The organism is Leeia speluncae (genome assembly GCF_020564625.1).
Classification (GTDB): domain Bacteria; phylum Pseudomonadota; class Gammaproteobacteria; order Burkholderiales; family Leeiaceae; genus Leeia; species Leeia speluncae.
Genome location: NZ_JAJBZT010000002.1, coordinates 589,049 through 609,687, shown reverse-complemented (window position 1 = coordinate 609,687; position 20,639 = coordinate 589,049). Strand labels below are relative to the sequence as shown.

The 20,639-nt window shown below is 47.9% G+C and carries 18 protein-coding genes; 7 read left to right on the top strand and 11 right to left on the bottom strand.

What is annotated here, in order from left to right; translation table 11 throughout:
- Positions 1 to 62 precede the first annotated feature (62 nt).
- The 7 genes from LIN78_RS05940 to LIN78_RS05910 form a co-directional block, all read right to left on the bottom strand.
- Complete coding sequence (locus LIN78_RS05940; protein ID WP_227179487.1) at positions 63 to 5,399, bottom strand: EAL domain-containing protein; 5,337 nt, start codon at positions 5,397 to 5,399, stop codon at positions 63 to 65.
- 510 nt (positions 5,400 to 5,909) lie between these two features.
- Positions 5,910 to 6,278, bottom strand: coding sequence for a VOC family protein (locus LIN78_RS05935; protein ID WP_227179485.1), 369 nt, complete (start codon positions 6,276 to 6,278; stop codon positions 5,910 to 5,912).
- 40 nt (positions 6,279 to 6,318) lie between these two features.
- Complete coding sequence (locus LIN78_RS05930) at positions 6,319 to 6,615, bottom strand: hypothetical protein (protein ID WP_227179483.1); 297 nt, start codon at positions 6,613 to 6,615, stop codon at positions 6,319 to 6,321.
- Positions 6,616 to 6,681: 66 nt separating this feature from the next.
- Entirely contained in the window at positions 6,682 to 7,221 is a 540-nt protein-coding gene (locus tag LIN78_RS05925; RefSeq protein ID WP_227179481.1) for a hypothetical protein, read from the bottom strand.
- A gap of 99 nt (positions 7,222 to 7,320) precedes the next feature.
- On the bottom strand, positions 7,321 to 7,542 hold the full coding sequence (locus LIN78_RS05920) for a DUF6500 family protein (RefSeq protein WP_227179479.1): 222 nt from the start codon (positions 7,540 to 7,542) through the stop codon (positions 7,321 to 7,323).
- A 54-nt stretch (positions 7,543 to 7,596) separates the two neighbouring features.
- Complete coding sequence (locus LIN78_RS05915; RefSeq protein WP_227179477.1) at positions 7,597 to 8,100, bottom strand: DUF3916 domain-containing protein; 504 nt, start codon at positions 8,098 to 8,100, stop codon at positions 7,597 to 7,599.
- Positions 8,101 to 8,445: 345 nt separating this feature from the next.
- Positions 8,446 to 9,234 carry an SDR family NAD(P)-dependent oxidoreductase gene (locus LIN78_RS05910; RefSeq protein ID WP_227179475.1) on the bottom strand — a complete coding sequence of 263 codons (789 nt, stop codon included), beginning with the start codon at positions 9,232 to 9,234 and terminating at the stop codon, positions 8,446 to 8,448.
- A gap of 128 nt (positions 9,235 to 9,362) precedes the next feature.
- On the opposite strand from LIN78_RS05910, the gene LIN78_RS05905 reads away from it, so the two are divergent.
- Together LIN78_RS05905 and lhpH are read left to right on the top strand one after the other, a co-directional pair.
- On the top strand, positions 9,363 to 10,286 hold the full coding sequence (locus LIN78_RS05905; protein WP_227179473.1) for a LysR family transcriptional regulator: 924 nt from the start codon (positions 9,363 to 9,365) through the stop codon (positions 10,284 to 10,286).
- Between the two features lie 74 nt (positions 10,287 to 10,360).
- Positions 10,361 to 11,362, top strand: coding sequence for a trans-3-hydroxy-L-proline dehydratase (gene lhpH, locus LIN78_RS05900; RefSeq protein ID WP_227179471.1), 1,002 nt, complete (start codon positions 10,361 to 10,363; stop codon positions 11,360 to 11,362).
- Positions 11,363 to 11,372: 10 nt separating this feature from the next.
- Here the strand turns inward: lhpH and LIN78_RS05895 are convergent, their stop codons facing one another.
- Positions 11,373 to 12,104 (bottom strand): FadR/GntR family transcriptional regulator, encoded by a 732-nt coding sequence (locus LIN78_RS05895; protein WP_227179470.1) that lies wholly within the window; start codon positions 12,102 to 12,104, stop codon positions 11,373 to 11,375.
- Positions 12,105 to 12,211: 107 nt separating this feature from the next.
- On the opposite strand from LIN78_RS05895, the gene lhpI reads away from it, so the two are divergent.
- From lhpI to LIN78_RS05870, 5 genes are all read left to right on the top strand, one after another.
- Positions 12,212 to 13,123: a bifunctional Delta(1)-pyrroline-2-carboxylate/Delta(1)-piperideine-2-carboxylate reductase gene (gene lhpI, locus LIN78_RS05890; protein ID WP_227179468.1), complete on the top strand. Its 912-nt coding sequence runs from the start codon at positions 12,212 to 12,214 to the stop codon at positions 13,121 to 13,123.
- 126 nt (positions 13,124 to 13,249) lie between these two features.
- Positions 13,250 to 14,131, top strand: coding sequence for a DMT family transporter (locus tag LIN78_RS05885; RefSeq protein ID WP_227179466.1), 882 nt, complete (start codon positions 13,250 to 13,252; stop codon positions 14,129 to 14,131).
- The gene (locus LIN78_RS05880; protein ID WP_227179464.1) at positions 14,112 to 14,891 is read left to right on the top strand and encodes a helix-turn-helix transcriptional regulator; all 780 of its coding nucleotides are present in this window, start codon (positions 14,112 to 14,114) and stop codon (positions 14,889 to 14,891) included. Before LIN78_RS05885 ends, LIN78_RS05880 begins: the two co-directional genes overlap by 20 nt.
- A 97-nt stretch (positions 14,892 to 14,988) precedes the next feature.
- Entirely contained in the window at positions 14,989 to 15,573 is a 585-nt protein-coding gene (locus tag LIN78_RS05875; RefSeq protein WP_227179462.1) for a helix-turn-helix domain-containing protein, read from the top strand.
- Between the two features lies 1 nt (position 15,574).
- Positions 15,575 to 16,882 carry an NAD(P)/FAD-dependent oxidoreductase gene (locus LIN78_RS05870; RefSeq protein WP_227179461.1) on the top strand — a complete coding sequence of 436 codons (1,308 nt, stop codon included), beginning with the start codon at positions 15,575 to 15,577 and terminating at the stop codon, positions 16,880 to 16,882.
- Between the two features lie 38 nt (positions 16,883 to 16,920).
- Here the strand turns inward: LIN78_RS05870 and LIN78_RS05865 are convergent, their stop codons facing one another.
- The 3 genes from LIN78_RS05865 to torT all read right to left on the bottom strand — a co-directional run bounded on the left by LIN78_RS05865 (position 16,921) and on the right by torT (position 20,604).
- On the bottom strand, positions 16,921 to 17,943 hold the full coding sequence (locus LIN78_RS05865) for an ABC transporter permease (protein WP_227179460.1): 1,023 nt from the start codon (positions 17,941 to 17,943) through the stop codon (positions 16,921 to 16,923).
- On the bottom strand, positions 17,940 to 19,448 hold the full coding sequence (locus LIN78_RS05860) for a sugar ABC transporter ATP-binding protein (protein WP_227179459.1): 1,509 nt from the start codon (positions 19,446 to 19,448) through the stop codon (positions 17,940 to 17,942). Before LIN78_RS05860 ends, LIN78_RS05865 begins: the two co-directional genes overlap by 4 nt.
- A gap of 82 nt (positions 19,449 to 19,530) precedes the next feature.
- A complete protein-coding gene (gene torT, locus LIN78_RS05855; protein WP_227179458.1) occupies positions 19,531 to 20,604 on the bottom strand; it encodes a TMAO reductase system periplasmic protein TorT in 1,074 nt (357 codons plus the stop codon).
- Positions 20,605 to 20,639 lie beyond the last annotated feature (35 nt).

Here is a 20,639-nt window from a genome sequence, read left to right as displayed (position 1 = left end):
TTGTTGTGAGACCAGCCCCTGGTGGGTCGCCAACCAGGGGCTAACCGTTTTTATTTCACAGCCTACAACTGTAACGTTTTTAGGTAGTTCATAAATTGCGTTGCCGTCATCGGTTTGGCGTAGTAATAACCTTGGCAATAAGAGCAACCTTCATCAATCAAGAACTGCATTTGCTCCATGGTTTCTACGCCCTCTGCCACTACTTCCAAACCAACCGCTTCACCTAGTTTCAAAATCGCCCGTGCGATGGCTACATCGTTACCATCTTGCGGAATATCTTGTACAAAGGATTGATCTAGCTTTAGCTTGGTAATTGGCAGCCGTTTCAGGTAAGACAGCGAAGAATAGCCGGTGCCGAAATCATCAATCGCAATCCCTACCCCTAGTGCCCGAAGCCCTGCCAAACGAGCTTTTGCCACTTGGCTTTCGTTCATCACAAAGCTTTCGGTTAGCTCTAGGGTGACATGCTCTGCTGGGCAGCCCGTTTCTGCCAACACATCTTTGGTTAATAGTACAAAGTCTGACTGCATGATTTGCTTACCTGAGACGTTTACAGTCATGAAGTCGAGATCTAGCTGATGATCTTTCCAGCTCTTCATCTGTTTACATGCTTCACGCAAGACCCATTCACCCAAGACTAAAATCAGCGAATTTTCTTCAGCCAAAGGAATAAACTTAATTGGCGGTATCCAGCCTCGTTCTTGGTGGTTCCAGCGAATTAATGCTTCGGCCCCCACACAACGACGGTTTTTCAGATCGATAATCGGTTGGTAATGTAATTCTAACTCTTGGTTTTCTAAGGCACGACGAAGCTCGGCTTGCAGATCCATTCTTTCTAAAACCAATGCAGACATTTCTCGGTTGTAGAAATGAAATAGGTTATTGCCCATTTCTTTGGCTCGGTACATGGCCAAATCAGCATGTTTTAAGAGGGTATGAGAATCCTTACCATCTTCTGGATAACACGCAATACCAATACTAGCGGAAATAAATAAATCACCACTGCCAAGATCAAAAGGCTCTGACAACGCACGAATAATGCGTTGCGCCGCCCGTCTAACATTAGTTTCGTTTTGCGAGTTTTCTAAAAGAATCAGGAATTCATCCCCGCTCAAACGGCCGACCACGTCAGTTTCTTTAATAGTTGTCCGCAATCGCTCTGCCACTTGGCACAAGAGAGCATCGCCAGCAGGGTGACCCAAGGTATCATTGACCCGCTTAAAATCATCTAAATCGATAAACATTAAGGCCATGCGTTCTTGGTTTATCTGCGCTTTGTTTAACGCATGGCTAAATCGATCCATAAACAACATGCGGTTGGGTAGCTCGGTCAGCAAATCATAATGCGCTAGATAGTGAATGCGTTCTTGAGAAAGCTTTTGCTCGCTGATGTCATACAGTGTGACGATGTAGCGCTCTGGATGACCACTCGTATCGTGCAAGGTAGAAATGTTTATCCAAACCGGGATGACCTTTCCTTCTTTGTGTCTTTCCCATGCCTCGCCTTGCCAAGCACCAGTGCTCGCAACAGTTGCCCATATCTCTTCGTAAAAACTCTGCTCATGCTTATCTGATTGCAGCACACGCAAAGAAAGCCCTTGAATATCTGCTTGGGTATATCCCATGATCCGTTCAAATGCTTGATTCACCTTCAGCACAGTCAAATCTTTATTCGCAATCAAAATCCCATCGAGTGTGCTGGCAAACACATTCGCCGCAAGGCGAAGCTCTTCTTCTATCTCTTTTCGATGCGAAATATCGGCAATAGAGGCAACCGTGTACTTTCTTTCTCCATCTGTGAATGGCGCCAATGCCACTTCAACGGGAAACTCGTGTCCGTCCATGTGAAGTGCCATCAGATCTCGTCCAACCCCCATGGTCCGAGTCGTCGGATTGGCATTAAACCCATTGCGCAAATGCCCATGTGCTTGGCGAATTTTGCTAGGCAGCAACATTTCAATCTGCCGATTCTGCAGTAACTCAGTCGGGTAGCCAAAAATTTCTTCTGATCGCTTATTCGCTTGGCGGATCACGCCTGCTTCATCCACCACCAACACCGCTTCTGGCATCACATCAATAATCCGGCCGACTCTCGCACCACTCTGTTCTAGGTGTTGTTGTGCCCGTTTCAGATCATCAATATCGGTATTACTGCCATACCATTTAATGACTAGTTTGTTTGCATCTTTTAAGGCAACCGCCAAGGTTTGAAACCAGCGGAACGCTCCATCATAGCGACGAATGCGAAATTCAATATTGAAATCATCCCCTTTCACGGCGGTTCGATTCCATTCATCAATCACACGGTCACGGTCTTCAGGGTGCAGTTGCTCTAACCAGCGAAAACCAAGCTGATCCTCTTCACACACCCCGGTATAATTCACCCATTGTGGGCTTAGATAATCGCAATAGCCATCTGGCGTACATGTCCAAATTAGTTGCGGCAATGATTCGGTTACTTGTCTAAAGCGGTTTTCACTTGCTTTTAAGGCATCTTCTGTTTGTCGGCGTTGTGTAATATCACGAGTAATTTTGGCAAAACCCAATAGCTCGCCAGCATCGTTTTTCACGGCAGTTAAAATCACATCAGCAAAAAAACGCTGACCATTTTTCTTGATTCGCCAACCTTCATTTTCCACTTGACCTTGTGCTCTAGCGGCTTCCAGCAGTTGTTCGGGCAAGTTAATACCAAGATCTTCAGGGGTATAAAAGACAGACAAAGATCGTCCAAGAATTTCATTCTCGGTATAACCTTTTATCCGTTGCGCACCTTCATTCCAAGAAGTAACACAACCCTCTTTATCTAAAAAGATCACTGCATAATCTTTGACGCAAGACATCATCAACCGGAAGCGTTCTTCACTTTGTTTTAATGCATTTTCAATCTTAAATTGTGCGGTAATATTTTCGAAGACCAACACCGCGCCAGTGATTTCCTTTTGGCGATGACGGTACGGCATAATCTGTAGCGAATAGACAGCATGCTCTGCACTTGTCACCAATAATTTATCAATTGGGCCGCCATTTAATACCTTTTTGACACGTTGGTTTAGCCCAGGCACTTCTATCTGCCATTGCACACTATTTAGCGAACCACCTTCCACCACACTCGGTTGGTAAATAATTTCATGACATGCCGCATTAATTTGCGTAACCTTCAATAAGGTATCGACCACCATTAATGGGAAAGCCAAGCTTTCTTTTACATTAATCAGATCACTAGCCGTTGTTTCTAACTCGATCGACTTTACTTGCAGCTCTTCGTTGACGGTCAGCAACTCTTCGTTCGTCGATTGGAGTTCTTCGTTGGACGTTTGCAACTCTTCATTGGTTGATTGCAGTTCTTCGTTAGTCGATTGCAACTCTTCATTTAAAGACTGCAATTCTTCGTTAGAAGCTTCTAACTCTTCCACGACCACATTTAAGTTTGCCCGCGTATTGGCCAACTCTCTTTCTAGCTCACCAATAATCAGACTCTCACGCTCATCTAACGCAATGCTCGGTAATATATGCCCCATGAGCGATTCATTTGCCCAAAAAGAGATCAGCAAATGCTTTTTCACATTTTCCAATGGGCAAACTACTGGGCTGACCATCACCGATTCACCATCGATAATGAGCTGGCGCGGAGCACCTTGTACTTCCTCTTCTTTGCGGCGACAGCTGTAAACCATCGCGCGCAAGTCAGACTTAAGCTCTGGGTCGACAAGCTCGAACAAATTCATATCGAGCCGGCCTTTCGGGAATTTCAGATAAGGCTTTAAATCACCTTGGAAGTGAATAATGAAATCTTCTTCATTAATCACAATCGAGGCCGGTGCATAACGGTCTACCAGTTTTTCCAGCACCTTCATACTCAGTGCATCAATGCTGGTATTTGATCGATAGCTAGTATTGGTTTCCTCTTGCTTATTGAAGTTAGTCAGCCTTCTTGCAGCAGGCAAGGAATAATGACCAGTTCCATCTAATCGTTTATACAGTCGGTTACGACGATCAATAGACTCAAATAACTCATCATGCTGATCTACGGATTCGGATTTACCTAAGAATAAATAACCACCAGGATTTAACGCGTAGTGAAAGACCTCTAAAATTCGCTTTTGAATGGTGCTATTGAGATAAATCAGCAGGTTGCGGCAACTGATTAAATCCATCCGGCCAAAAGGCGGATCTTCGATTACATTTTGCTTCGTAAAGACAATCTTGTTCCGAATCGCTTTGGTCATCCGGAAATGATCACCCACCACATCCAAATAGAGTTCTCTGAAATTCGAAGGGATATTTTGTAATTCGCTAAGCGGATACTCCCCTTCTCTTGCCTGCTTTAATGCATCCTCATCCAAATCCGACGCAAAAATTACATATTGCAGATTTTCTTTTTGCTCCCGAGCAATATGATGCTCGAAAAGCATGGAAATGCTATATACCTCTTCACCCGTCGAGCAGCCTGCAATCCAGCATCGAATAATATTTTTATCCGCAGCCCCCGCTACCATTTTGCCAATCTGGATAGCCAACGCAGAAAATGCAGCATCGTCTCTAAAAAACGTCGTCACCCCAATCAGGTTATCTTGCAACAGCAGCAAAGATTCCTCTTTGTTTGTTTTTAAATAATTGAGATAGTCTTGTAAGGTCGCGACACCGACAATATTCATCCGCCTTGCAATCCGCCGCTTCACCGTTGCGGGTTTATAGTCGCTCAGCTTGAAATAGGTATGGATACGCACTTGATTCAAGATTTGCGTAAACGTATCGACGGTGACATCGTCTTCGGTTAGCTCCCAATCATCTGGCTTACCTAGAATTAAGCGTTGCAATACCGGGCCGATCTGCTTGGGCGCTAATACTAAATCCACACTACCAGTGTGAATTGCAGATTTGGGCATACTGTCGTACTTGGCGGAACTGGGTTCTTGGGCGATAGTGATCCCACCGCTGGCCTTTACTGCGCGCATCCCTACAGCACCATCAGACCCTGTGCCAGACAAAATAATCGCAACCGAATTTTCTGGACACTCTTTAGCGAGCGACTCAAAAAAGCGGGTAACAGACGGCTTCGGGCCGATGCTAGAAACAGGCGGCAACAGACGAAATACCCCATCAGCAACCAGCACATCTTTATTTGGCGGTGTAATAAATATCGTACCGGGTTCTAATGGCTTTTGATCTATCAGCTCTTCAACTTTTAGACTGGTCAACGGAGAAAGCAGCCCCACTAGCATACTCACATGGGTAGGCGAGACATGCTGGGCGATGACATAACAGTAATTCTCGACAAGAGGGAGATGCTCGATTAGCTCCCTTAACGCCTCTAACCCGCCGGCAGAAGCACCAATACCAACAACAACGGTTTTAGGAGAAATCGAATCTGTGGAGATTTCCGACGTCGGAGCATCCATATACAGCACCCTTTTAAACAACGATTCGTAAGGGCTCACTCATATGGAGGATCCCAGGCATAAAAGATGAAAAGCGATTGAATAAAGTTGATGAACTATCAACTATTAAACCTAGACCAAATTATTCATTTGTCAAAGTAGATTGAACAAAGTGTTGATCAAATTTTCAATAGTACTTTCACAACTTTTATGCAAAAGAAATAACAAACGATATATGGCAGCATGGGCATGCCGGTGCAACTAGTATGCACCGTGATTGGTATCGAACACCCGGATGATATTGTTGGGGATGTAAGGCAGGCTCTGGACAGTTTGTGAGGAAGGGTAATAGCGATCAGCAATTGGGAGTTTGATCGCTAGATGTGGTTCCGATACGTTGAGTTAATTCTCATTCAGGACACCTAGCCATGCAGGTATGACTGCATTTTCTGGCCATCTCGGTACGTCATACAAACCAATCGCGTAATGGCGTTAGCTACGATTTCAGCCACTTTACTTTTTCTTTAAGATTCAATCGATATTCTGACCGATGCGCCACAGCACGCCGGATGGATCGTAGAGGCAGAAATCACGCATTCGCCATGGCTGGTCCTCCAGGGCGGTAACTTTCACCCCGTACTTTTCAAGGACGCCACTTTTGTGGACCTGCTCCCACCATGCATTCACATCATCGACCAAGAGGTGCATCATGAAGTTTTCGGCAAACGACGCCACGCAAAAATCCTGGAGCAGAAAACTAACGTGCCCGAAGTGGAAGTAGGCAATGCCGCCACCGTCAGAGGCCATCGTAAAACCAAGGTCCTTGTAGAACTGCTTGGATAGCTCGAAGTCTTTCGAGGGAACAAATGCCTTGATTTCCGTGACTTTCAGATTGGTCATTGTAGTTTCTCACTAAGACGTTTATCAGGTAAATGATGAGTTAGGCCTTGGGCGCATTGCCATGGTAATCATTAGCAATGGCAAGAATGTGTGACAATGCCTCCTCTTGAGTGCCGAAGATTCCCTGATCAGCAATGTTCCCCCAAAAAGGCAATTCCCATTGTGGATCAGAATTGCCTTTAACCATGTATTGGGCAAAAAAGCCATCCGTCGCACGTTGCCACACTAGCGTGAAGGTGTCGTAAACTGGGTCGTACTTCTCAATGACGAGTTCATCTTTGGTCTCGGCGCCATTTGGCCAAATACCTCCGAGACGCTCAATCCATGGTTCTTTCATCTACGGGCCTTACGTTTGATAAAAGTGGATGCTTAAGCACGGTACGTTTGATGGAGGTTGCAGGTGCTATTGCTTCCCGCTCTCTGCAGCCGCTAATTCAGAGAGGTCTTTTGAGAAAACGCTATAGAAGAACTCGACGCTATCTTCTTGGCCATTCTCCAATAGCTTAAAAACCTTGCCGATGGGATTTGAGATAGCGTTATTCTTTCCTCTGACACCCGTCACATCAAAACCAATTGATATTTCCTTTTGTGTTGGGTTATCCCATTTGTAGCCAAGATTTCGAACCATTACCTCTCCCACATAACACCCCAAAACAATCAGGGTTTTATTAATGTCCTGCGCTGAGTTCCCCTCCTTGCGAAAGCCCAGGACAAGTTGGTCAATGATTTTTAGACTTGCAGGTGAATAGTCGAGTTTCTGCCCGCTCAATTTCGCAACGGCAATGACGGCCACATCAGCCAGCTTTGGCGCCTGATCTGGCATTAAGTCAAGTTCAAGCCCATTGGCATGTGATACGGTTGTTGTCAAAACTAAAAAAATCCACAAAAGTAAGCGTCGTAGAAAAATCATTTGGATCCCGTTATAAGAAAGATTTGGTCTCATGTAGTCGTCAAGGAATTGCGAACTTATCCATTGGGGCAATGATCAACAATCATGATGACAATACCGGCGCTTGTCATTTTATGCAATTGCAATAATTATTTAAACACCTGATTCAACCATCGCTTTAATTTTGTGTGCTTTTTCAAAGTGATCTAGCTGATGTGTTTCGATCCACCATCGGGCAGCTTCCATCAGCACTTCGGGTTGATCGTTCTTGTTCTTAAAGAACGCATAGAACGAAAGCCCCACGTCAGGCCCCTTGGCTTCTATTTTCTGATCGCACACCGCAATCATTTTTTCTCTAAGTTCTTTCCGCAACATTGTATTCCTTGAGAATGGGTAGTGCATAACTGCTGAATGATGAGTCGACCGTGACTACACTTCTTCCCCAATACACCACCACTCAACCGGGACAGTGTCTTCTGCTTGCGTAACGTACTGTCCGCGTTCTAGAAAATGGGAGGGCACCGATAATGAGAGTTTGTCGGAGATGCGTTTCGGCGCAAGCGCATTGACCTTGCCGAGAAAGCCCTCGTAATAGTCCTTATCGTAGAAAATAGTGACTTCGCTTTGATGCAGCCAAGGCCATGTCAGCAGGCATGCCACCCGATAATAGCCACTCGAAGAGCCAGAAGATGCCTCTGATAGGAGGCGCGCGACTTCCAGCAGCGCGGCGATGCAGCGGGACTGAATGTCGAGATTGGTTTGACGCCCCTGCACCAGTGCCGCATGAACCGGAATCTTCCAATTGAAATAGTGCTCTAAGTGTTCTGACCTTGGCCGAACGTAGCCCGAAAAGCCTTGTGCCCACTTTTCCAACGCACGGATACGGCGCGGAATACCCCGCAACTTCTTGTTGGTAAGTGAAATCCGCCTCATGGTCATGCCTACGTTGGGGATTAGGAGTGCTGCACGGCGCTTTATCACGCATCGACAACATCCGAATGGTTAGTGAATGACTCGCTAAAACGGAGGGTCAAGCAGATTGATGCAAGATACCGACTGAACCAAACCAAAAAAATGACATTTGATTATAAAGTGCGATCATGCAAATGGCAATGTGCTAGCGCGATACATGATGATGGCGAACCAAAATACCGGCCAATTTTGAAGGTAGAGGCTAAAAATGAAGGAAAAAACTAGATAATTGTGGCTAAACATCCCATAACTTATTTACAAGAGAAGGGACCAATTGATCCCTTCTCTCCTCATGCGGTTCGCGATTTACATAAACATCCCGCCCGATGCCTCGATCCGCTGGCCGTTAATCCAGCCAGATTCTGGCAATAAGATCGCTGCCATTGCGCCGCCAATATCGTCTGGCATGCCCACGCGGCCAAGTGCGGTTTGGCTTGCGACAAATTGGTTGAGTGCAGGGGTATCGCGCACCGCACCACCACCAAAATCGGTCTCGATTGCGCCTGGGGCAATGGTATTAACAGAGATACCGCGCGCGCCAAATTCTTTAGCCATATAGCGGGTTAAGACTTCTACCCCACCTTTCATGGTGGCGTAAGCAGCATAACCAGGCAGGCTAAAGCGGGCTAAGCCGCTAGATAGATTAATAATACGGCCTCCATCGGCTAACAGCGGTAGCAAGGTTTGAGTAAGGAAAAAGGGCGCTTTTAGGTGGATATTCATTAGCTGATCGAACTGCGCTTCGGTTGTTTCTGCAAAGCTTGCGTGAATACCGATCCCTGCATTATTGATTAACCCATACAGTTTTTGACCTTGCCATTTATCTGCCAGCAGATTTTCTACTTGCGCAGAAAAGTCTTTAAATTGCTGACTTTTTTCCACATCTAGCTGCAAAGATGCCGCTTTTTGGCCTTTTGCTTCAATTGCTTTTACCACATCATCGGCAGCAGAGGATGAATTTACATACGTCAAAATCACATCCATGCCTTTGTCTGCCAGAAAAAGCGCGGTTGCTTTGCCTAGGCCGCGGCTACCGCCGGTAACCAAGACAATGCGGCTTGTTTGATTTGCGTTAATTAATGTTGGGTTACTCATTTGATTCTCCTGTTGGGTTCAAGACTGCCAAAGCAGCGATGAAGAGGAGTCTATTGCAGACAATCCATTGGATAAACTAGTCAAATTTGATTACATTGTTATGATTAATTGAACAATTGGCATTTAACATGACGATTACGCACTATCTACCCTCCTTTTTCCGTGTCGCAGAAACCAGCAGTTTTACCCAAGCAGCAGAAGATTTAGGCATCCCCAAAGCGAGTGTGTCGAATGCCATTAAACAATTAGAAATACATTTAGGAACGCGCTTATTTCATCGCACCACCAGAAAGGTAGTGCTTACGCAAGATGGCGAGGTCTTTTTAGAACGTAGCAAAGATCTGATGGCCGATCTGGATGAACTCAGCACCTTATTTCATCAAGATAGCCAGCCGCTTTCCGGCAGAGTGCGGGTAGATATGCCGATTGCCATTGCCAGAGAAATGGTGATCCCCGCCTTGCCCGCTCTGCTTGCCCAACACCCGGCTTTAGAGCTAGAACTTTCTTCTACCGATAGAAAAGTAGACCCGGTAAGAGAAGGGATCGATTTTGTGATTCGGGTAGGAAATACCGAGGATGACACGCTAATTGCGCGTAAAATCGGCGATTACGAAATGATTAGCTGCGTTAGCCCAGAATATATCAAGCGATATGGTGATCCAAAATCGATTGAATCCCTCAGCCAACACCAACTGATTGGCTATGTGGGGCACTTTGGTAAACGCAGCGCTTACTTTGAATATGTAGATGCAGCTGGTGAGGCACAACTACTGAGCATGCCTTGTAGCCTGTTTGTGAATAGTACCGATGCCTACTTTGCCGCTTGCTTGGCTGGGCTAGGCATTATCCAAGTCCCCAATGTAAGCGGTGGGTTACAAAAAGCAATACGCAAAGGAAGGCTCATCCCCATTCTTACCCAACACCCCGTCCCGACCATGCCAGTCACCATTGTCTATGCGAATCGCCGCCACTTACCCAAACGGGTGCAATTCATGATGGATTGGATGGTGGGATTAATTCGTCCGAAATTGGATAGTAAAGACGGTTTGTAACAATTGACAGCACCACGGCGAAACCATACTATAAATTGGTTACTTTTAAAAACCAGATAGGGTTAGCCATGCTCATGCAACGAACAATTTCCACGGTAGAAATGCACACAGGCGGAGAGCCTTTTCGCATTGTGACAAGTGGCCTACCCAAGCTACCGGGAAGCACCATTGTGGCGCGGCGGCAGTGGCTAAAAGATAACTTAGACGATGTTCGCAAAAGCCTGATGCTAGAACCAAGAGGGCATGCGGATATGTATGGCGGCTACCTGACCGAGCCGGTTACCGAAGGCGCGGATTTCGGGGTGATTTTTATCCATAACGAAGGCTATAGCGACCACTGTGGACACGGAGTGATTGCGCTCTCGACCGCAGCCGTTCAGCTTGGCTGGGTAAATCGCACACAACCAAGTACCAAAGTGGGAATTGATGCCCCTTGCGGGTTTATTGAAGCCACGGTGGAATGGGATGGGCAAAAAGTAGGGGCGGTGAGCTTTAAGAATGTGCCTTCCTTTATTTGGCAAAGAGATGTCACTGTCGATACACCAAGCTTTGGGCAAGTCACCGGCGATATTGCTTTTGGCGGGGCGTTTTATTTCTATGTAGACGGCAGCCCTTTTGGCCTGGAAATTCGAGAATCGAACATTGAGCAGCTGATTCGCTTTGGCGCAGAAGTAAAAACGGCGGCCAACCTCAAATATCCTGTCACTCATCCGCTTATCCCTGAAATTAACCACATCTACGGCACGATTATTTCTGGCGCACCACGTCACGAAGTCTCGACTCAGGCGAATTGCTGCGTGTTTGCCGATAGAGAAGTGGATAGATCCCCTACCGGTTCTGGCACCGGCGGGCGGGTTGCGCAACTGTATTTACGCGGAAAACTATCGGATACTGATGTACTGGTGAACGAATCGATTATTGGATCGGTATTTAAGGGCAGAGTACTAAGCACCACCAAATTGGGCGAATTTGATGCGGTGATTCCGGAAGTAGCTGGGCACGCGCATTTATGTGGTTTTGCCAACTGGATCATTGATGGCAACGACCCATTGGCAAATGGCTTTTTGGTTAGGTAAATCGACGCAATTATTCTTCTTGGGTGATGTCTTTTTCGACGCGCTTAATGTGTTTTTCTACATAAAAAGCCGCCGCATCGGCATCCCCCTCTACAATCGCTTCATAAATAAGACGATGCTCTGCTGCGTACAAGCGAATCCGCTGCGCCTCAAAAATACTTTGGTCTTTTAGCCGCTTCCATAAGGGCTGATCCATGGTACTCGCCACTTCATCTGCAATGCGAATAAGCAGCGGATCGCCCGTCATGACCGCCAATTGGCGATGAAACAAGCGATCACTATTATTCCAAAGCATTTGCTGCTCTGGATCTTCGATATTGGTGATGGTTTCCATCTGCGCCAAGTAGGTTTCCGCCAAGGGGTCGCGGCGGCGATGTTCTGCCGCTCGACGCACAATGGCAGGCTCAAGTAACAGGCGGGCTTGTAGCGTTGAGGTGGGGCTAAGATCTGCCTCTAGCGCGGGGCGATCTGGGTTGGTTTTTCGCTGCAGCAACACCACCGCATCATCACAAATATAGGTGCCAGAGTTACGCTTCGTCACCACCAATTGTTCATTCTGCAAGGCGGCAATTGCCTCTCTCACCGCTGGGCGACCGACATTAAATTGCGCGGCTAATTCTCGCTCTGCTGGCATGCGGCTGCCGGGCAAAAACAGCCCTTCTAAAATCCCCGCGCGGATTCTCTCTGCCACTTGCTCGTACACTTGCATTGGCCGAAAGCCAGCATCCATTGTTTGATTCATGTTGGTCACCACAACAAATTTTATTACCAAATAGTCTTTATTTGGTTTTAATTATAAACCAATTGATTTATGATGGTTTGCATTCACGCAAAAAAAAGGCCTTCCCCATGCGCATCTTTAACGCCACCGAAACTGCTGCCCTTTTACCATACCCTGCCTTAGTCGCCCAATTGGCTAACACCATGCCGGAATATGCGGCTGAACAAATTCATAGCCCAGAAAGACAGGTGATTCCGTTAAATAACGGCGGCGTGTTACTTTCTATGCCTGCTAGCGCAAAGGATATTGCCATTCACAAGCTAGTGAATGTTTGCCCCACTAATCAGGCAATCAACTTACCCACCATTCATGGCTTGGTCAATGCCTTTGACCCAAACACCGGCGCCCCTTTGTTTTCATTAGATGGCCCTACCGTCACCGGTAGGAGAACCGCCGCTGTGACCTGCTTGGCCATCAAAACGTTGCTGGCCACACCACCAAGCGTAGTGCGCTTAATTGGCACGGGTACACAATCGAAAAGCCATGCCGAAGCAATTGCTACGATGTTCCCAGAAGCAACCCTTTTAATCGCGAGCCGTAATGAAGAAGCCGCCAGCGCGTTTATCCAAACCATGGCAGCAGTTGGGGTTACCGTCGCCGCTGCCCAGCAACATCCATTAAACGAAGCGGCCGATGTGGTGATCACCCTTACCACCAGTAAAACCCCGATTTATGATGAAGCACCGTCTGCCAACCGCCTAGTGATTGGCGTGGGCGCATTCCAGCCTACATCTGCCGAAGTCTCTGCCAAGGTGGTGAATGCTAGCGAGTTAGTTGTAGATGATTTGCACGGCGCCAAAGAAGAAGCGGGCGACATTATTTTGGCAGGCAGTGATTGGCAACAGGTAAAGGCATTAGCCAGCTACCTTAACCAACCAGCACCTACTGGCCGCCCGATCTTTTTTAAGAGTGTTGGCAGTGCCGCGTGGGATTTAGCTGCGGGACGAGTCGCCGCAGCGCAACTAGCCAGCGTCGCTTAAGTAATCCATCTTCGAAACGCTTCTACATATCCCCATCGTAGTAGCGTTTCGATTGCAGTTTTAGACAAGACAGCCGGTACAATCACGATTAGCCTGTGACAACTTGCTAATTTCCTGGACGGTGTGATGTTGGGTTTGAGTGCCTTATTTGTATTAATCTGGTCAACCGGATTTATTGTTGGCAGGGCGATTGTGGATGTCGCCAGCCCTAACTTATTCCTTACCGCGCGATTCTTATTGGCGGCACTGCTATTTGGTTTGCTGGCCCTGCAGGCAAAAGCGAAGTGGCCAAGCAAGCAGGAAATTCCCCGTCTGCTGGGCGTCGGCGCCTTACTCAATGGCTTATATCTTGCGGGGGGTTATTGGGCGGTATCGAAAGGCCTATCTCCGGCGATTATGGCGTTATTAGGCGCCCTACAGCCGCTATTTACCACCTTACTTGCTATATTTGTGCTAAATGAAAAACCTGCCCGTTTGTTTTGGCTAGGTTTACTTGCGGGGATTGCAGGCGTGGTACTGGTGCTACTGCCGGCGTTAAATGTAGCGACACATCATTTTTCTATTTGGGTGGTAGCCGTAGGCATGATTGCCGTGCTATCGCTCACGGTGGGGACGGTTTTGCAAAAAACCCGCATTGCTCAATTAGACCTGCGGGTAAGTTCGGCGATTCAGAACCTTGGTGGCGCGATGTTTACAGGTGTTGTCGCTGTGTGGTTAAACGAATCTCGCTGGGAGCAAGGCACGTTATTGTATGGCGCACTGGCATGGGCTGCCTTGGTCTTATCTGGTGCGGGCACCGGATTGTTGCTGTGGTTGGTACGCAAAGGCAAAGTCGCCCAAGTGGCCACGCTAATGTACTTAGCTCCACCACTTGCTGCCATAGAAGCGTATTATTGGTTTGATGCCCGCTTAACAGCGATCCAATTAGTAGGATTTGCGTTTGCCGCACTAGGCGTGTGGGTCTGTCATCTCAGCGAAAGTAGAAAGCATGGCAAGGCTGGCGGCTAAGCATTCTTTGCAACACCCATTGGTAGAATCCCGCGTCTACGAGACAGAACCGGATTGGCATGAACACGATTATTGCCAGCTATTATTTGGCTTAAGCGGCCAATCGGAAGTAGAAATGGGTGGGCAGTTATTTCATACCAATGCAGCCTCCGCCGTCATCATTCCCGCCGGCGTTCGACATGATTTTTTGGGCGATGATGAAAACCGCCAGTTAGTCATCGACCTACCGGCATGCACCGTGGCGATTCCCCACCGGCTACTAGATAAGCCATTTGAATTTGCCATACCAAATGCACTTGGGCGATTGCTTCAGCAAACAAAAGCAACGAGATCTCCGCAAACCAACTGGGCCTTATCGGTGAGGGTGGCAGACCAAGTGGTTCAGCTATTGGGAGGCAAGCAAAATGATGCAACCTATTTTCCCGTTCGGCAGATTGATGCCTATTTGCGCCAACACTTGGCAACACCACTCAGCACCAGCCAACTATCTGAACAGTTTGGCTGGAAAGCTCGGCGTTTTCATGATCTATTTTGCGAAGCCTTTGGGGATACCCCGCAACGTTACCAGCATCGGCTACGGCTAGATTTCGCGTTATCTTTACTTTCTAAACACACAGAGAGCCTGACTGATATTGCCAATACGCTGGGTTATGCAGACCAACCAGCATTTACCCGCCACTTTAGCGCGCGCTTTGGCACACCCCCAGGAAAATGGCGTGGGGCATTACTTTCTGATATTCACCATCCACACACAAACTAACTCATTATTTTCATCAAAATGAAAATATAGTTGATTTTTTTCATTTAAAGATCAACAATCCCCCGCATACTGCATCATTAAGTAAGCGAGAAAAGGCATGTCTCAAGCCGTTGCATTCACTGAAAACCCTGTATGGCTAGGCCAGCAAATTCGAGAATTACGCAAGCTGCGTAAGATATCACTCACCGATTTGCAGCAAATTACCGGCCGCTCGCTTGGCTTTCTTTCTCAGCTAGAACGGGGAAAATCACAAGCCTCGGTCACCGACCTTAGTCGAATCGCCACCGCGCTTGGCGTGCCGTTTAGCGTGTTTTTTCAGCAAGGCGCAGAAGAAGAGCAAGGCGTTGTCCGTCGGGAAGCTAACCGCCCACTGTTGCAATACGCCGATGGCGTGACCGATGCATTGCTCTCGCCCGGGTTTGGTAGTTCTGTGCAGCTGATTTTGACTACATTTGCCCCGGGTGCACACTCTGGCAGCCAACCCTTTGCGCACGGAGGCGATGAAGCAGGCATGGTGCTAACCGGGCAGCTACAGCTAACCATTAATGGTGTCGTCCATTTGCTAAATGCAGGGGATAGTTTCTGCTACCCAAGTAACCAGCCCCACCTCTACAGCAACCCTGGCAACACGCCCACCCAAGTCGTCTGGGCTTACAGCACCCAGAGCAATAAAGGGGAATAAGATGTTTGCTTCTGATACCAAATACCCAAAGAGCTGGTACGCAGATAGTGTGCAGCCCGCACCAGCTACCCGCCCTGCCTTAGCAAGCGATCTGGACACAGAGGTGCTAATTGTCGGCGGTGGTTTTACTGGCTTATATACCGCCTACCACCTTGCAACAGCAGGGGTGAAGGTCAGTTTAATTGAGGCAAGTCGTATTGGCTGGGCGGCGAGTGGGCGTAATGGCGGGCAGCTGATTCTAGGGTTTTCATCCGATATGCCGCCAATTGAAGCGGCACTAGGCAAAGAAAAAGCCCGCGAAATTTGGGATGCGCTAAGAGAGGCAGGGCAGTTTATCCGCCACCTGATTCACACCCATCAGATTGATTGCGCGCTAACAGATGGCCATTTATGGACATCTGTTTTATGGCAACGCATCCGCTTATTATCTGATTGGCAAGAAGAAGCGGCAACCGCGTGGGGTTACGATCATCTCGCTTTTATTCCACGCAAAGACCTACCAAATTATGTCGATTCGCCGCGCTATGTTGCAGGTCTGTACGATAAAGAAGGCGGGCATCTTAACCCTTTGAAATACATACTAGGACTAGCCAAGGTGGTAGAAGGTCTAGGTGTATCGCTCTACGAAAACACCAAGGCAATCCGTTACCAAAAAATGGGGGATGGTTATCTGGTGAACACTGAAAAAGGGCAAATCCGTTGCCGAAAGCTTGTACTGGCAACAAATGCGTATATCGACCGACTAGACACGCAATTATCCGCCCGCATCTTGCCAGTGGGCACGTATATGATCGCGACCGAACCGCTTCCCACCGCACTTGCGCAACAATTACTCCCCAATCAGGCGGCCGTGTCTGACAACCAGTTTATTCTCGATTATTTTCGCTTATCAGAAGACAACCGGCTGCTATTTGGTGGTAAATGTACTTATTCTGGTAAAACACCGTCGAACCTCACAGAAGGTATGCGACAAGACATGATACGTGTGTTTCCACAATTAAAAGCGGTAAAAATTAGCCATGCTTGGGGTGGGCACATTGATATTAGCGTTCATCGCACACCCGATATTGGCAAAGAGGGAGACAAATACTGGGCACAAGGTTTCTCTGGCCACGGGGTGATCCCAACCAGTTTGGCAGGCAAAGTGATTGCGGATGCAATACTAGGGAATGACCGCCTACTTCAGTATTTTATGCAATTAAACAACCCGGCCTTTCCCGGCGGCAACCTGATGCGGGTACCGCTACAAGCAGCGGGTATGGCGTGGTATCGGTTAAAAGACTACCCCATTCCGGGCTTGGCCTACTAACCTGAAGAAGTGGCTAGCAAATGCTAGCCACTTTCCATTTATACCAGATACTTTTGACGAAGTTGGTCGGTAATCACGGCGATAATCAGCAAGCCACCTAGCACCACCATTTGCAGGTAAGAACCAATATTGGCAATGTTCATGCCGTTTTGTACCAGCACAATAAAGATGGCGCCCAGCACCACATTAATGGTTTTGCCAATGCCGCCACGTAAGCTCACGCCACCAATCACGCAGGCGGCAATCGATTCTAACGCCACTGTACCGCCAATATTTGCCTCGCCACTGCCGGTTCTGGCGGTGAGCAACAAACCCGCAATCGCAGCTAACCCCGCGCACAGCACATACGCCATCATTAACATACGGCCAGAGCGAATACCCGATAGCTCTGCTGCTCGCGCATTGCCCCCTACGGCGTGTAAATGGCGGCCAGCAGCGGTTCTCTCCATTAGTAGCCAAACCAATACCGCGCCCACTACACAAATAAAGACGGGTGCTGGCATGCCAAAAATGTCGCCAAAGCCAAAGACATCGCCAAACTCGCTCGGCAAACCAGAAACCGGTACGCCGCCAGTCAAGTACAAGGCAAAACCAAAGCCGATGGATTGCACGCCCATGGTCATAATAAATGGCGAGACTTTAAAGAGAGAGACGCCCATACCATTTAGGCTACCCACGACAAACGCTGACACTAGCCCCGCTAAACAACCAAGCGCAATCACCCATTCTGGCGAAAATCCTTGATGGCTGAGATAACTCATGGTCATTGAGGACACCACAGAAGTAATCGCCAAGACGGTGCCGACCGATAAATCAAAGCCGCCACTAATTAAGACCAGCATTTGTCCGAGCGACACCAAGATGAGGTACACCGATTGGCGAAGTAGGTTGATAAAGTTTTGTACCGTTAAAAATTGATCGGACAAACTGCCAAAGACAATCAGCGCTAGGCCAAGGAAAATGGGCAATACCCCAATTTTTAACCCCCAGCGAAACAGTGTTTTTGGCCCAGAAATGACCCACGGCATCGCAGTGGGTTTGTTGACAGTAGATTCGTTCATGACAAGGCCTCTTCTTTGTCAAAAAAGTGTTGCAACACATTGGATTCGGTTAATTGCTCCCCTGCTAGCTCTGACACCACTCGCCCGTGAGACATCACGTATAAGCGATGAGAAAGATGCATGACTTCGGGTAGATCAGATGAAATCACCACCACAGCAGCCCCCGATTCACACAATTCACGGATTAATTCGTAAAGTGCGCTTCGAGTACCAACATCGACCCCAACAGTGGGTTCATCAAACACATAGAGATCAATGTCAGTAGATAAACCACGGGCAAACAAGGCTTTTTGCTGGTTGCCGCCCGACAATAAACCGACTGCTTTGTGTAGGTTTCGATCGTGCAATTCCACGCGTTTGGCTAATGACTTCGCGGTTCCTAATTCGCGTCTGGGCGACAATCCACCTAAGCGAGAACGGTGCTTATCGTGCCTTAGCGCTGGTATGGTTATATTCGAGCGAGAGCTAAAGCTCAGAAACAAACCTTCCGCACGACGATCCGGCGGGAGGTAAAAGAACCCGGATTTCCACATCGAAGATGGGTGGTGGTTTTTAATGGATCGCCCTTTAAACAGCACCTCTCCCTGCGTGACCTTATCAATCCCGAACGCGGCTCGCAGCAGCTCTGACTTGCCACACCCCACAAGCCCAGCCAAGCCAACTACTTCACCTCGCCGAACGGTGATACTGGCGTCTTTTACCCCTGAAAGCGTGGATACGTGTTGAATCGCTAGCAGCACTTCTTTTGGATTGGCGGCAATTTTGGGGTAGATGTTGTCAATCGCTCGGCCGGCCATCATTTCAATTAGCCGCTCTTCTGCGGTTACTTTGGCATCGACTGTGCCAATGTGTTTGCCATCTCGTAACACCGCCACACGATCGGCAATCGCGCGGATTTCTTGCATCCGGTGGGTGATATAGAGAATCCCTACGCCTTCTTTTTTCAGGCGTTCGACAAAGGCAAATAACTGTCTAGTTTCTTTATCAGATAAAGAAGCCGTCGGTTCGTCTAGAATCAGCAGCTTCACCGGGTGGCGAAACGCCTTGGCAATTTCAACCATTTGTTGATGTGCACGGCCTAAGCTACCCACTTTGGCAGAAAGTGGAATATCAAACCCCAACTGCGCTAGTAGCTGTTTGGCTTGCTGCTGGATGGCAGATTGATTCACCAGCCCAAAGCGGGTAGGTTCTTCGCCTAAAAAGAGGTTTTCTGCCACCGTTAAGGAAGGCACTAAAGAGAACTCTTGAAACACCGCACTAATGCCGTGTTTTCTGGCCTCTAGTACCGTTTGAAACTGGCAATCATTTCCGAGTAACGTTAGCTTGCCTTCTGATGGTGTCTGCGCACCGGCAATAATCGAAATCAGCGTAGATTTTCCTGCGCCATTCTCACCAAACAAGGCCAAGACCTCGCCTTTATGCAGGCAAAGCGAGACATCATCTAGCGCTTTGACCCCTGGGTATTGCTTACCTAGCCCAGTTACCTCGAGTAAGATGTCGTCCATTGATCGTTTTCCAAGCAAAAGTCTGCCCTAGGTGGCTACCTAAGCGATAGCCACCCTGTCACCTGTTTAACAGCGTGATGGCTTAGTTGACGTTAAAGACGGGAGAGAAACTATCTGGTGGCAAGATCGTGTCTTTCACAATTTTGCCAATGTTCTTCTGATCAACAACGAAGATTTTAGGGCCTACGTGTTTTAACACTGGCTTGCCTTCTAATAAGCGTACCGCTTGGTCAACCGCAATTCGGCCTTGGATCACCATCGAATCAGCAGGTGAGGCCATAATTTGGCCTTGCTTAATGCCATCGTACACACCAGGGGTGATGTAGAAAGAAAGCAATTGTACTTTGCCCGCTAGGTTGCGAGATTTCACAATCCCTTGGGCGGCTTCTGCAGTCACTGCTGTACCCGCAATGTATTTGATATCAGGGTTCGCTTGTAGGACGTCTTCAACCAGTTTTGATTGCGCTTCTTTACCGGTATCGCCGTATTTTGGATCGAGTACTTTTAGGGCGCTATTTTTCGTTGCCTCCATAAAGCCTTTGTGTGCAGCCTCTACCCAACCTGCACCAGCAGGGCCTGGGAACCAACCTACTTTGACGGCAGGCGTACCTTTTGGATGTTTTTTCGCTAGGTATTCACCGGTTGAATAGCCCATGGTGTAGAAAGAGACGAGTGATTTTGCCGAGATATCTGGTGAGTTAATGCCGTTTACCAAGTCAATCACAGGGATTTTCTTTGCACTAACACTCTTAATCAGGTTATTCAGACCATCAGCAGAAATTCCGCCAATAATCACCGCATTTGCCCCGGCTGCCACGCAATCTTCAATTTGAGAAATCTGCTTACCCAAATTGGTATAACCACCGGCTTCTACTAACTGAAGTTTCACGCCTGCACGCTTGGCTTCTTCTGTGACACCATAATCAACCCCTAGCCAGTAGGCATCTTTCATATGCGGGAATGACACGCAGACATTCCACTTTTTAGAGGCCTTTGGTAACGGGGTATAAGACACATTCTTTGGCGGCGCATTAGAAAATGCAGGTTCGGTAGAACCCACCATGTAAGGGAACCAGTTGGCGGCACTCGCCGAGACACCAGCGAATAACCCGGCCAGCACGACGGCGCTGGTTTGAAAACGTTGTTGCAGATTCATCATTCTCTCCTTAATGACGTGAGGACATTGCGGGG

Excerpts from the sequence above, each read along its gene's own strand:
- lhpI (WP_227179468.1), top strand. The coding sequence starts at position 12,212 with ATGCGCATCTTTAACGCCACCGAAACTGCTGCCCTTTTACCATACCCT.
- LIN78_RS05935 (WP_227179485.1), bottom strand. The coding sequence starts at position 6,278 with ATGACCAATCTGAAAGTCACGGAAATCAAGGCATTTGTTCCCTCGAAA.
- LIN78_RS05865 (WP_227179460.1), bottom strand. The coding sequence starts at position 17,943 with ATGAACGAATCTACTGTCAACAAACCCACTGCGATGCCGTGGGTCATT.
- LIN78_RS05930 (WP_227179483.1), bottom strand. The coding sequence starts at position 6,615 with ATGAAAGAACCATGGATTGAGCGTCTCGGAGGTATTTGGCCAAATGGC.
- LIN78_RS05885 (WP_227179466.1), top strand. The coding sequence starts at position 13,250 with ATGTTGGGTTTGAGTGCCTTATTTGTATTAATCTGGTCAACCGGATTT.
- LIN78_RS05875 (WP_227179462.1), top strand. The coding sequence starts at position 14,989 with ATGTCTCAAGCCGTTGCATTCACTGAAAACCCTGTATGGCTAGGCCAG.
- LIN78_RS05870 (WP_227179461.1), top strand. The coding sequence starts at position 15,575 with ATGTTTGCTTCTGATACCAAATACCCAAAGAGCTGGTACGCAGATAGT.
- LIN78_RS05860 (WP_227179459.1), bottom strand. The coding sequence starts at position 19,448 with ATGGACGACATCTTACTCGAGGTAACTGGGCTAGGTAAGCAATACCCA.
- lhpH (WP_227179471.1), top strand. The coding sequence starts at position 10,361 with ATGCAACGAACAATTTCCACGGTAGAAATGCACACAGGCGGAGAGCCT.
- LIN78_RS05920 (WP_227179479.1), bottom strand. The coding sequence starts at position 7,542 with ATGTTGCGGAAAGAACTTAGAGAAAAAATGATTGCGGTGTGCGATCAG.
- LIN78_RS05905 (WP_227179473.1), top strand. The coding sequence starts at position 9,363 with ATGACGATTACGCACTATCTACCCTCCTTTTTCCGTGTCGCAGAAACC.
- LIN78_RS05925 (WP_227179481.1), bottom strand. The coding sequence starts at position 7,221 with ATGAGACCAAATCTTTCTTATAACGGGATCCAAATGATTTTTCTACGA.
- LIN78_RS05910 (WP_227179475.1), bottom strand. The coding sequence starts at position 9,234 with ATGAGTAACCCAACATTAATTAACGCAAATCAAACAAGCCGCATTGTC.
- LIN78_RS05895 (WP_227179470.1), bottom strand. The coding sequence starts at position 12,104 with ATGAATCAAACAATGGATGCTGGCTTTCGGCCAATGCAAGTGTACGAG.
- LIN78_RS05915 (WP_227179477.1), bottom strand. The coding sequence starts at position 8,100 with ATGAGGCGGATTTCACTTACCAACAAGAAGTTGCGGGGTATTCCGCGC.
- LIN78_RS05880 (WP_227179464.1), top strand. The coding sequence starts at position 14,112 with ATGGCAAGGCTGGCGGCTAAGCATTCTTTGCAACACCCATTGGTAGAA.
- LIN78_RS05940 (WP_227179487.1), bottom strand. The coding sequence starts at position 5,399 with ATGGATGCTCCGACGTCGGAAATCTCCACAGATTCGATTTCTCCTAAA.
- torT (WP_227179458.1), bottom strand. The coding sequence starts at position 20,604 with ATGAATCTGCAACAACGTTTTCAAACCAGCGCCGTCGTGCTGGCCGGG.